The following is a 13,202-nucleotide window of genomic DNA, read 5'->3' as shown; positions in this document are numbered from 1 at the left end:
GCCCTTGTTTTCATTGGTTTTGTTCCACTTATTCCCGCTTGATTCAACATTCTCCCTAGTTTATTCCTTTTTCTCATTTTGTTCGGTGTTTTACAGTGGCACAAGAGGGATTTTTTCGTCTTTTGATCAAGGCTATCGGTTTGCGGCATATAGTCTGGGGTTATCGCCTTTCAAAACCTTATGGAAAATTGAATTGCCCATGTGCTGGAAGCCATTATTAGGCTGTGTGATTTTGGCGTGGTCGCGGGCGATCGGGGAATTTGGCACCACGTTAATGCTTGCCGGTGCAACGCGATTTAAAACGGAAACCTTGCCGATGGCGGTGTATTTGAATATTTCCAGCGGCGATTTTGAAATCGCTATCGGCGCATCATTGTGGCTGCTGTTTATTTCCGCCTGTTTATTGATGCTTTTACGGATTGTGAATCGAAATGTGTAATGATGTTGAAGATTGAACATTTATCTGCCGGCATTCTGCGAAATATTTCCCTGTCGGTAGAGGCAGGCGAATGTGTCGCCATTGTGGGGGAATCGGGCAGCGGCAAAACCACGTTATTAAACGCCATTGCCGGTTATATTGATTATGCCGGCACCATCCGATTAGCCAATCAATCGTTGGACAACTTGGCGCCATGGCAACGCAATTGTCGTTATTTAAATCAGCGGCTTTATTTCCCCATAAAACCGTTAGCGGCAATTTAGCGTTGGCGAATCCTGATGCCACATTCGAGGCACAAATCGCCTTATTGGAAAAATTAAAAATTGCCCATTTAATCAATCGCTATCCTCATCAATTATCCGGCGGAGAACAACAACGGGCGGCATTTGCCCGCGTGTTAATTAACCCACCGAATTTGTTATTGCTTGATGAGCCTTTTTCTTCCCTGGATTGGCAAACCCGTGTCCATATTTGGCAGATGTTAAACGCATTAAGGCAGGAATATCAAATGACGACCCTTTTGGTCACGCATGAACTCAAAGAAGCCGAATATTTGGCAAACCGAACAATTTCGCTTAAGCAAGGACAATTTCTTGATAAGGACAAGCCATGATTTACTTTTCAGACAAAGAACTTAATGATTTTTTATTGGAAGATATTTACCGAGGTGATCTCACTACCCATGCTTTAGGATTGGATGATGTTCCTGCAAGGATTTTGTTTAAGCGTAAAAACACAGGAAGAGTGGCGGGCGTGAGCATCGCGGAAAAGCTGTTACGTAAGCTGGATGTTCAAGTGAAAGTTCATATTGCGGACGGTGAAAATGTGGCTGCCGGCACATTGCTGTTGAGTGGAGATGGGCATGCCGATAAATTACATCAGGCGTGGAAAGTGGTTCAACTGGTGTTGGAATGGTCTTGTGGCGTGGCGCAATACACCGCCGAAATGATTGCCAATGCGAAAGCACTCAATCCACAGGCTATTGTGGCGTGTACCCGTAAAAGTATTCCGAATACGCGTAAATTGGCAACTGCTGCGGTGCTTGCCGCCGGCGGGCATATTCATCGCCAGGGACTAAGCGAAACCTTACTTGTGTTTACCAACCATCGCAATTTGCTGGATAACCGCACTGATTATCAAGCAATCGTTTCCCAATTGAGACGGGAAGCTCCGGAAAATAAAATCACCTTGGAAGCTGATAATTTTTCGCAATTTGAACAAATGCTTGCAGCCGAACCGGATATTATTCAGTTGGATAAATGGTCGCCGGAACAGGTTCAACAGGCATTGGCTTTGTTAAAAAAGCAAAGTAAAAAAACGCTCCTTTCTGTTGCCGGCGGGGTGAATAAAAACAACATAGCAGATTATGCCAAGTTAGGGATAAATTTATTTATCATCTCCGCGCCTTACTATGCACCGCCGGAAGATATTAAAGTGGTGATTGAGCGGATGCGGAACAAAAACACTTAAAAAAATGACCGCACTTTTTTTTAAATAGTTAAAAAACACAACGCAGAAATTCTTAAAAAAACGTTATTAAAAGTGCGGTTAAAAAACAAATTAAAAATTCACCGCACTTTTTATTCCCCTCCACAATTCAACAAAATAGAATTTATACCCTTAAATAAATTGCGGATAAACCGCTCTTTTTCTTTGGAAAATATCGGATTTATTGCCATTTTCAGGTAACTTTCCTTTTCGGTTTTGGCGGAAAATACGTTATAATCCCGACCAATTTTTTATCGATAAAATGACCGAGATTTCTATGTTAAAAAAAGTGACCGAAAGTTTATTGGTGCAGAGCCATTTGACGCTTGCGGATTTGCCGAATGTGTTTGATACCTTGGCGCAGCGCAATGTGGATTATGCGGATTTGTATTTTCAGCTCAGTCAGGACGAGAACTGGGTGTTGGAAGACGGGATTATTAAGGAAGGCGGGTTTCATATTGATCGCGGCGTGGGCGTGCGTGCGGTGAGCGGTGAGAAAACCGGTTTCGCTTATTCCGACCAGATTAATTTAGCCAATTTACAGCAATGTGCGCAGGCAGTGCGTGGCATTGCGCAACCTTCTCAATGTAATTTTATTCTGCCGGTGAAGTTTAACCCGGTGGACGCGACTTTGCGTTATCAGCCGATTAACCCGTTGCACAGTTTAAGTCAGGAACAAAAAATCGAACTCTTGCGTTTGGTGGACAGAACCGCCCGTGCGGAAGATCCGCGTGTGGTGCAGGTGAACGCCGGGTTAAGCATGGTGTATGAAGAAATGCTGGTGGCGGCGACCGACGGCACGTTAGCGGCGGATATTCGTCCGTTGATTCGGTTGTCCGTTTCCGTGTTGGTGGAACAAGACGGCAAACGTGAACGGGGCGGCGCAGGCGCAGGCGGACGTTTTGCTTTGGATTGGTTCTTTGAAAACTATAACGGCGAGCAAAGTGCGGTCTATTTTGCCAAAGAAGCGGTGCGCCAGGCGTTGGTGAATTTAAGCGCGGTTGCGGCACCGGCAGGGTTAATGCCGGTGGTGTTAGGCGCAGGTTGGCCCGGCGTGTTGTTGCATGAGGCGGTTGGACACGGTTTGGAAGGCGATTTTAATCGCAAAGAAAGCTCTTTGTTTACCGGCAAAATCGGTGAATTGGTGACATCGCCGCTGTGTACCATTGTGGATGACGGCACGTTAATGGATCGTCGCGGTTCTGTTACCGTGGACGATGAAGGTGTGCCGAGCCAACATAATGTTTTAATTAAAAACGGCATTTTGCAGAAATATATGCAGGATAAAATGAATGCCCGTTTGATGGGCGTGCAACCGACAGGGAACGGTCGCCGTGAATCTTATGCTCATTTGCCGATGCCGCGCATGACCAACACTTATATGCTGGCGGGCAAAGATAAATTTGAGGATTTGGTGGCATCGGTGGAACAAGGGATTTTCGCACCGCACTTTGGTGGCGGACAAGTGGATATTACCTCCGGCAAATTTGTGTTTTCCACCTCTGAAGCCTATTTGATCGAAAAAGGAAAAATCACCAAGCCGGTGAAAGGGGCAACCCTCATCGGCAGCGGCATCGAAGTAATGCAAAATGTGTCTATGGTTGCCGACGAAGTGGAATTGGATCACGGTGTAGGCACTTGCGGTAAAGAAGGTCAAAGCGTACCGGTAGGCGTGGGGCAGCCGGCGTTGAAAATCGATCAGATTACCGTGGGCGGCACAAACTAACAGACGTTAAATTGATTAGCAGAATATTATTTTAGGAACGGAGAAGTCCTATGCAGAGCAAAATAAAATTTTCAGTACTTGGCGCACTCGTGCTGGCTGCCGCAGCAGGTGGTGCTTATTGGTATCAACACCAAAAAACCGATGGCGGCAATACGATTAAAGTGAAATTTAATCCGATTGAGCAAACGTCTTACGGTCAATCCGGTGAAGGGCAAACGACAAATACGATTTACCCGTTAAGCGTGGAATTCAGCGGCGCGGCGGCACCTATTGACAAAGTAAAAAGCGAAATCACCCAGGGTATAAAAATGGAACCTGCCATTGAGGGGAAATGGATCTGGTCAAGCGACTATTTGCTTAGCTTTACCCCGACGCAGGATTGGCCGACAGGGCAAGAATATAAAATTACCTTGGATAAGAAAGTATTAAATCCAAGTTTGACTTACGCGAAATCCGTTACGGATACCCATTCCGTGAAAACTCAGCCTTTTAGTGTGGTGGAATCCGAATCGGAATTTTATCAGGATCCGAATTTATCCCATATTCGCCATGCGTTGACTCATTTGGTGTTTTCCAACCCGGTGGATCCGAAAGATTTGGAAAAAGCGGTTGAAGTGAACTTGGTGCATAAAAATCAAGATCAGTCGCTGAATTTGATTAACCCGTTGAAATTTAAAATTCGTTATTCCGATAATAAGCTGGAAGCTTGGATTAGGTCCGATGAACTTTCTTTGTCCACCCAGCCGAATCAATTTGTACAGACCAAAATCAGCCGGGCATTACGCGCGAAAACCGGGGCGAATACTTTAGAAAGAGAAATTACCAAACTGGTGCAAGTGCCGTCGAAATATAGTCTGCAAAATTCCCACAACAGCTTCAAAATCGTTAACAATCAGAAAAATGAAGCAGATCAGGTATTAACTTTCAACTTTAATTATGGGGTGAAAGGGAAAGACATTGCCGATAATTTAAGCGCAGTGTTACTGCCTGAACCGCCGGAAGGTAAAAGCTGGGAAGTGGAAAAATTAACCGAGGCCGTAGTGAAGCGTGGTGAACGCATTCAACCGGAGCTTATTCCAAGTGAACGTCCGTATGCCAACAATCAATCCTTCCGTTTTAATATTCCGGAAGGGCGTTGTCTTTATTTGCAGTTGGATAATAAATTCACCGCATTAGGCGGCTACCAATTGAAAAAAGCTATCGGTAGCCTGGAATGTGCACCGAATTATCCGACTTATGTGAACTTTGTGGGGAAAGGTTCCTTATTGTCTCAATACGGCGATGGCAAAGTTACACTTGCTGTGCGTAATACAGATCGTGTGCGATTGGATATTGGTCGTGTGCAGGCGGAACAATTGCGCCATGTGGCAAATTTGAATAGCAAAAATTTCCAAAAACCGGATTTAGGCAACTTGAAATTTGATGACATCGCAACCTTTAAAACGGAAACTCTGACCGTTGCCAATCGCGATCCTCGCAAATCCGATTACCTCAGCGTGGATTTATCACAAAGAGGTTTACCGAAGCAAGGGATCTTCTGGGTGAAGGCAAGTGCGGTCAATGCTAAGGATAAATCTGAAGGCGGTAGTTTAAAAGACCGTGGTGATGACGATGGCTATTATTTTGATGCTGATCCGGATTCACAAAAAAGTGATTACCGTTTAATCATCTTGACAGATTTAGGTATCATTACCAAAAAAGCGGCGGACGGCACACAATCCGTATTTGTACAATCAATTGCAAGCGGCGCGCCGGTTTCAAGTGCTCTGGTGAAAGTGATTTCCCGCAATAACACCGTTATCGCCAGCCAATACACTAACAGACTTGGCGTTGCCCAACTCCCTTCTTTAGAGAATTATAAGCAGGAGCTTGAGCCGGTGATGTATTTGGTGGCACGCGGGCAAGATCAGTCATTCTTGCCGATTGATAAATCCGACCGTACATTAGATTTCTCCCGTTTTGATATTCGCGGTCAGGAAATGTCACAGGAACAAAATGCTATTAAAACGTTCCTGTTTAATGATCGTGGTATTTATCGCCCGGGCGAATCTGTCCATATTGGCATGATCAGTAAGGCCTTGGATTGGAAGAAATCCTTAGCCAATGTGCCGTTGACGTTGGAAGTTACCTCGCCGTCCGGTAAAACCCAATGGCAAAAGAATATTCGTGTGAGCGAAAGCGGCTTTAATGAGCTGACTTACCCGCTATCGGATAGTGCGGAAACCGGCGAATGGCTGGCACATATTTATATTGGTCAGCAACAGGAGAAAATTGATGTAGGTTCCATGACATTCCAAGTGCAGGAATTTGAACCGGATACCTTAAGAATCAATACGATGTTTGATAACAGCCAACAGCTGGGCTGGGTTTCGCCACAAGATTTGAATGCTACCGTGCATTTAACCAATTTATTCGGCACACCGGCACAAAAACGCAGAGTGGCAGCGAATATTATGCTGCATGCTATTTTCCCAAGTTTTCCGCAGTATAAAAATTATCAATTCTATGATAATCAGCGTAACAAAAATGCCATTTTGTTAGAAACTGAATTGCAGGATCAAACGACAGATAATAACGGTAATGCGATTTTTGCCTTGAATTTGGAGCATGAAGCGGAAAATACCGTACAAATGTTGTATTTCACGGCGGATGGTTATGAAAATAACAGCGGTCGCGGTGTGTCTAAAGTGCAATCGATATTGGTTTCTGCGCAACCTTGGTTAGTGGGCTACAGCAGCGCGCAAGACTTAAATTATTTAAGAGAAAAGAGCGAGAGCAAGGTAAATTTAATCGCTATTAATCCAAGCCTGCAAAAAACCTCAGTGCGAGGATTAAGTGCGGTGCTAATGGAACGTAAATATGTTTCCGTGCTAACCGAGCAGCGTTCCGGTGCCTATAAATATGAATCCAAAATGGTAGAAAGCCAGCTGGATGAAAAACCGCTTAATATCGATCAGAACGGTTCGGATTTTGCTTTGAATACCGAGCGTAGCGGCGATTTCGTGTTAGTGATTAATAATCAATACGGCGAAACCGTCAACCGTATTCCTTATACGGTTATCGGTAACAGCAATGTTACGGTTGCCATGGATAAAAACACCGAACTTAAGTTGAATCTGAACAAAAAACAATTTATGCCGGGTGAAGAAATCGAAGTAGCAATTAACGCGCCTTATGCAGGCAGCGGTTTAATCACTATCGAACGCGAGCGTGTGTATACTCATAAATGGTTTAAATCCACAACCAATCGTTCGGTACAAAAAATCAGAATCCCGGAGAATTTTGAAGGCAGCGGTTACATTAATGTGCAATTCTCCCGCGATATGCAATCTGATGACATTTTCACCAGCCCGCTAAGTTATGGTGTGGCACCATTTAGTGTTAATGTAGATAACCACCGTTTGAAGGTAAATCTGAGTGCGCCGCAACAAGTGAAATCCGGCGAGAAAGTCAAATTTACGTTATCTACTGACAGACCAAGTAAAGCCGTGATTTATGCGGTGAACGAAGGCATTTTGCAGGTAGCGGGGCATAGACAGGAGGATCCGTTACAATTTTTCTTCCCGAAATATGCGTTGCAAGTGGAAACTTTGCAAATTCTGGATCTGATTTTGCCGGAATTCCGTAAAGTGTTGCAGTTTGCGCAAACCGGTGGTGACGCCGAAGAGACAGCTGCACTAGCAAAGGCCATCGCAGCGAATACTAATCCGTTTAAACGTAAAACCGACAAACCGGCGGTGTTCTGGTCAAATATCATCGATGTGGACGGTACAAAAACCGTGACTTATCAAGTGCCGCAAGGTTTTAACGGCAATCTTAAAGTGATGGCGATTGCTGTGACAAACGATGGTTTGCAAATGAATATCGGTCAAACGGAAACCTTAGTGCGTGATGATATGGTTTTGTCACCAACTGCTCCGATTACTTTAGCGCCGAATGACGAAACCAAAGTGAGTCTGACTGTTTCCAATAACACGAAAAGCAAGCAAAACGTTCTGGTTCAACTCAATGTGGCACCGCAATTCCAAGTGTTGAGTAATGCGCAAACCGCGATTATGTTGGAGCCGATGAGCGAAGGTGTCGTGAATTTCCAGTTGAAAGCCACGGACCAGCTCGGTAGCGGTATTTTATACTTCACTGCCGCGTATTTGGATGAACAGCAACAACCGGCGCAGGTTGAGCGAAAATACGGTATTTCCGTTCGTCCATTAACGGCAAAACAGCAATTCATCAAAGTGGGTGAAGTGGCGGCGAATCAACAGGCTCAAAGCGGCTTTCCGAATGTATTATTCCCGCAACTACGCGAGCAAACCGCGCTGATTTCGCCTGCACCGTTAGCCTTGGCGCAAGGCATAAGCAGTTATTTAGGCAATTACGACAACTTATGCACGGAGCAGATTATCAGCGCTGCCGTACCGAATTTGTTATTTGCCAATAATCCTGAATACCAAAGCTTGCTCGGTATCTTGTCGCAAGTGGGAGATAACACCGCGACACAAAGTAGCAAACAGCAAATTCAGAGTAATCTGAACCGCGTCTTTAGTTTGTTGCCGGCACGTCAAACTGTTAACGAAGGTTTTGGCTTGTGGTCGGGATTAGATGAGGATGACGGATTTTTAACCGCTTATGTGGCACATTTCCTAATTGAAGCGCAAGAACACGGTGTGCAATTGCCGGCGGCATGGATTACGCCAAATGGTTTATTTAATAAATCCATCACAGCGTTAGAGCGTTTAAGCCGCCCTGAAAGTGAAGATGATTTAGCCATGTTGCGCCAGCGTGCTTATGCTACTTATCTATTAGCACGTTTAGGGCAAGTGCCAAGTGACAGTTTGCTGTCTATTCGCAGCCTATTGGAACGCAATTTCAAAGCGGAAGAATGGCGATTTGATTTAACTGTAGCTTGGCTGGCAGGCGCTTATCAATTGGTGAAACAGGAAGAAGATGCGGATAATCTAATTAGCAATGTGATGGCGAAATTTAATAATTTGCAGCCTAAAAACGCGTGGTTCTACCGAGATTATTTGGATCCGTTGATTGAGAAGGGGGCTGTTTTGTATGTATTAGCGCGTCATTTCCCTGAACAGGCGGAACAATTATCCGACACCTTATTAAGTAGCATCGTGAAGGATTTAAACGACAATCGTTATAACACCTTGTCTTCCGCTATGGTGTTGTTGGCGTTAGATGCTTATAGTAAGCAACATGCCGAACAAATTGCAAACCTGCATATTCAGCAGGACGGGCAAAATATTGGCGGCGTGCAGGGGGCCTTCGTGTTAGCCAATATCAATGCGGATAAAGCGCAATTAAATTTCGTCAACCAAAGCACGCAAAAAGCCTGGTATGCCATTAGTCAATCCGGTTATGTACAGCAGGCGCCTGCCGAAGCAATTAAAAACGGTGTGGAAATCGACCGCACTTATTTAGATCAAGAAGGCAAACCGGTGACTTCAGTGAAACTTGGCGATGTGATTAACGTACAAGTTAGGGTGCGTTCATTACAAAATGAACTGGATAATATGGTGATTACCGATCTCTATCCGGCAGGTTTTGAAGTGGTGAACAGTAATGGCGATGAAACCGTGAATGTCAAAGAAGGTGACATAATTTATATGTTTAACTTCATTCATCGCGATTTGCGTGAAGATCGTATGTTGAGTTACGGTTCAGTGGGTGATACTACTACGGTGATTAACTACCAATTAAAAGCCGTAAACGCGGGTAAATTCCAAATTCCGCGCGCCTATACGGAAAATATGTACAACCGCACGGTGAACGCACAGTCTGCCGATAAAGGTTATATTGAAGTTATACAATAACTATTTGAAAAATAAAAACTCTCCTCAGCTCGACGGAGAGTTTTTTTCTTTTTTGCAATAAGCCATATTTCTAGTTTTATTGATTAAAGTGCGGTGAGAATCAACTGCATTTTTTTTTTCTCGGCGTATAATGAAGCCTCTTTTCCCTTTTATAATAAATAAAATGAAAAATCGAACATTATACTTAGGGCTAATTTGTGTCGCTTTTTTAGCACTAATAGCCGAAAAAATAAGCCAAACGACATTTGCTCTTCAGTTACATTTAAGTGCATTAATCATCGCAATTTTGCTGGGGATGATATTTGGTAACAGTGTTTATAAAGGATATGAGAAGCACCTTGAAAAAGGCATTTTATTTGCAAAAGGACAAATTTTACGGATAGGGATTGTATTGTATGGCTTTCGGCTTACTTTGCATGACATTGCGCAGGTCGGCATGAATGCGATTTTAACGGATGCCCTGATGTTACTCTCTACGTTTTTTCTGACCTGCTTCATCGGGATCCGTTACCTTAAAATGGATAAACAACTTGTTTATCTCACAGCTTCCGGTTGTAGCATTTGTGGCGCTGCTGCAGTGATGGCGGCAGCGCCGGTCACTAAAGCGGAATCTCATAAAGTTTCGGTAGCAATTGCTGTGGTGGTGATTTTTGGTACACTTTCCATTTTTCTTTATCCGTCTTTATATTCTTGGGTAGGCGTATTGATTACCCCGCACCAGTTTGGTATTTATGTGGGTTCCAGTGTGCATGAGGTAGCTCAGGTGTATGCCATAGGTGGCAATATTAGCCCCGTTGTAGCGAACACGGCAGTCATTACCAAAATGATTCGGGTAATGATGTTGGCGCCATTCTTGTTGGGATTGTCTTGGTTGCTTAACAAAGATTCTCAAGGCGGGGAACAACGTAAAATTATCATTCCATGGTTTGCCCTTTGGTTTATTGCGGTTGCGGTATTCAATTCTTTCAATTTATTGCCGGATTTTTTAGTGAAACTTTTAGTCGAACTGGATTCTTTGTTACTCGTTACTGCGATGGCGGCATTAGGATTAACTACACACCTCGGCGCAATTAAACAGGCAGGATTAAAACCGTTAATTCTCGGCACATTGATTTATATTTGGTTAATCGTCGGCGGATTCTTTTTGAACTATGAAGCAGCTCTCTTTTTCTCGTTGTAGAAAAGTGATTTGGTTGTGGGTTGTTTAATTCAAAAGTAAATTATTATTTTTAATATCTTATTAAAATACATCAGGAACATACCGCACTTTTCTGAGTGCTTTTATCCATAATTGATTTTATGTCACAGATATCCCGTAAAAGTCTTTATTTTGTTCTATGCGGCTTATTGCTTACCTGCATAGGGGGGCGTTTTTTACCTCACATTCCGTTAAAACAGCGTTTCCCTTATTCCGTCGCGGTGTATGATGAACAGCAGAATCTGTTACGCCTGACCACGGCAAAGGATCAGAAATATCGTCTTTGGACGCCGTTGGAAGAACTTTCACCACAACTGGTGGATGCAGTGTTATTTCAGGAAGACGAATGGTTTTATTATCATTTCGGGGTCAATCCTTACGGTTTATTGCGCGGGGCGACACAAACCTATTTATTCGGCGGCTCACCGCAAGGCGGTTCGACTATCACCATGCAACTGGCGCGAATATTGTGGAGTATTGATAGCCGCAACATCGGCGGGAAAATCGAGCAGATTCTACGCGCCGTTCAGCTGGAATTACAGTATTCCAAACGGGAAATTCTGGAAGCCTATTTCAACTTTGCTCCTTATGGACGGAACATTGAAGGGGCGGGCACAGCGAGCCTGATTTATTTTAACCGTGCCAATAAGAACCTGAATTTGGCGGAAGCCATGACCTTGGCGATTTTACCGAAAAATCCGAACGCTTACATTCAGCAGAACAATCAGCAACTTAATCCGCAGCTTTTTAATGCGCGTAATAAACTTTATGCCCGCTGGGTGGAAAGCCATCCGAAAGATCGTCAATGGCAGTCGCATTTCAAATTAAATTACCCGTTGCGCCCGCTTGAAAAACTCCCGTTTTTTGCACCGCACTTTACCGATCAAGTGTTGCAACAATACGTCGAAAGCGAGGCGATTCAAAACGGACGAATCATTACCGGCTTAAACAGCGGTTTACAGCGTTTGGTGGAGCGCATTAGTTTGCGTTATCTGCAACAGCAAAAACCGTATGGCGTGAATAATCTTGCCGTTCTGCTGGTGAATAATCGCACCATGCAAATTAAGGCGCTGGTGGGTTCCGGCGATTATTTTAATCAACATATCAGCGGGCAGATTAACGGCACGCTGGCAAAGCGATCTTACGGTTCCACGTTAAAACCGTTTATTTATGGCTTGGCGTTTGATCAAGGTTTGGTACACCCCAAAACGATTTTAAAAGATTTGCCTACCACCTTCGCCGATTATCAACCGGAAAATTATGAAGGCAATTTTCTGGGACCGGTAAGCGTTACGCAGGCGTTACTGCAAAGCCGTAATATTCCGGCGGTAGGCATGGCGCAAAGGCTGAAATATCCCGATCTTTACGATTTACTTAAACAGGCAAAGATCACCTTGCCGAAGGAGAAAGCACATTACGGGTTGTCATTAGTGCTGGGCGGCGCGGAGCTTTCCATGCAACAATTGGCGGGGCTATATGCCGCCCTTGCCAATGGCGGGCAATGGCAACCATTACAAACATTAAAGCATTCGCCGGCGACGCAAAGCGCCACCTTACTAAGCTCCGAAAGCAGCTATATGCTGGGCGATATTTTGTCGCAGAATATTCGTACCGATATTTACAACAAAGCCATCAAAACCAAACTGCCGATTTATTGGAAAACCGGTACGTCAAACGGCTTGCGCGATGCCTGGACGGCAGGCTATTTCGGCAATTACACGCTGGTGGTGTGGTTCGGCAATTTTAACAATAAAAGTAACCCGCACTTTATCGGTCGCCGCCTTGCCGCGCCGTTATTTTTACAACTGGCGGACAGCATTATTGCGCAATACCCGAACATGAAAGACCCGCTTAGCCGTGACAAGCTGAACTTAACGGAAGTTGCTGTGTGTGCCGCCGACGGCAACCTGCCGAACAAATATTGTCAGCAGCTCACGAAGACGTTGTTTATCCCGGGTAAATCGCCTATTCAGGTGAGCAATATCTATCAACAATTACGCGTGCGTAAAGGCACAGACGTCCTGGCTTGCGCAACGGATCCGAATGCGCAAATGGAGCAAAAAATTTATGAAATCTGGGGCAGTGACTATCAAAAAATGTTTGCGCAGGCGGGCATCATGAAACGCAATCCTATCGTCAACGTCGAATGCCCTTACGAGCAACAAAACCAGTCCTTGCAACACATTACGCATAATCCGCTGAAGATGACATCGCCACTGGAAAACCGCACTTACTACATCAATATGAACAGCCCGGAAAACCACATTCCGCTGACCGCGACAACCTCCGGCGAAGTTCAACACCTTTATTGGTTCGTGAATAACGTCTACTTAGGCGAAAGCCCCGCCTCCAAAGCCTTCTTATGGCAACCCACCAAAAGCGGCACCTACCAAATCACCGTCGCCGATGAACAAGGACACAGAACCGGTGTGAGCGTGGTGGTGAGTGTGGTGAGGTAGGGGGAAAATAAGGAAGATGGGAAGCGATAAACTTTAAAATTCACTGTAAAAATAGACCGCACTTGGCGTT

General features: G+C 44.6%; 6 protein-coding genes and 1 pseudogene. All 7 read left to right on the top strand.

Annotated elements, in window-relative coordinates; all coding sequences use genetic code 11:
- The coding region (locus A3CS_RS0106090; RefSeq protein WP_019518330.1) for an ABC transporter permease subunit at positions 1-439 on the top strand (439 nt) is incomplete at its 5' end.
- Between the two features lie 2 nt (positions 440-441).
- A pseudogene (locus tag A3CS_RS01000000110965) lies at positions 442-1,052 on the top strand (ATP-binding cassette domain-containing protein).
- On the top strand, positions 1,049-1,909 hold the full coding sequence (modD, locus tag A3CS_RS0106080) for a ModD protein (RefSeq protein ID WP_019518329.1): 861 nt from the start codon (positions 1,049-1,051) through the stop codon (positions 1,907-1,909). Before A3CS_RS01000000110965 ends, modD begins: the two are co-directional and overlap by 4 nt.
- A 295-nt stretch (positions 1,910-2,204) precedes the next feature.
- Complete coding sequence (tldD, locus tag A3CS_RS0106075) at positions 2,205-3,653, top strand: metalloprotease TldD (protein ID WP_005545302.1); 1,449 nt, start codon at positions 2,205-2,207, stop codon at positions 3,651-3,653.
- Positions 3,654-3,703: 50 nt separating this feature from the next.
- Positions 3,704-9,475, top strand: a complete 5,772-nt coding sequence (locus A3CS_RS0106070) for an alpha-2-macroglobulin (protein ID WP_019518328.1) — start codon at positions 3,704-3,706, stop codon at positions 9,473-9,475.
- 163 nt (positions 9,476-9,638) lie between these two features.
- On the top strand, positions 9,639-10,655 hold the full coding sequence (locus A3CS_RS0106065) for a YeiH family putative sulfate export transporter (RefSeq protein ID WP_005588835.1): 1,017 nt from the start codon (positions 9,639-9,641) through the stop codon (positions 10,653-10,655).
- 119 nt (positions 10,656-10,774) lie between these two features.
- On the top strand, positions 10,775-13,132 hold the full coding sequence (gene pbpC, locus A3CS_RS0106060; RefSeq protein ID WP_012820960.1) for a penicillin-binding protein 1C: 2,358 nt from the start codon (positions 10,775-10,777) through the stop codon (positions 13,130-13,132).
- Positions 13,133-13,202: the final 70 nt, after the last annotated feature.

This window comes from Aggregatibacter actinomycetemcomitans DSM 8324, assembly GCF_000372365.1.
In the GTDB taxonomy this organism is placed as follows: Bacteria; Pseudomonadota; Gammaproteobacteria; order Enterobacterales; family Pasteurellaceae; genus Aggregatibacter; species Aggregatibacter actinomycetemcomitans.
The sequence above is the reverse complement of the archived record's forward strand: the minus strand, read 5'-3'. Positions and strand labels throughout refer to the sequence as shown.

What these genes read in the sequence shown, in the direction of transcription:
- A3CS_RS0106070 (WP_019518328.1), top strand. Translation starts at nt 3,704, where the DNA reads ATGCAGAGCAAAATAAAATTTTCAGTACTTGGCGCACTCGTGCTGGCT.
- A3CS_RS0106065 (WP_005588835.1), top strand. Translation starts at nt 9,639, where the DNA reads ATGAAAAATCGAACATTATACTTAGGGCTAATTTGTGTCGCTTTTTTA.
- modD (WP_019518329.1), top strand. Translation starts at nt 1,049, where the DNA reads ATGATTTACTTTTCAGACAAAGAACTTAATGATTTTTTATTGGAAGAT.
- tldD (WP_005545302.1), top strand. Translation starts at nt 2,205, where the DNA reads ATGTTAAAAAAAGTGACCGAAAGTTTATTGGTGCAGAGCCATTTGACG.
- pbpC (WP_012820960.1), top strand. Translation starts at nt 10,775, where the DNA reads ATGTCACAGATATCCCGTAAAAGTCTTTATTTTGTTCTATGCGGCTTA.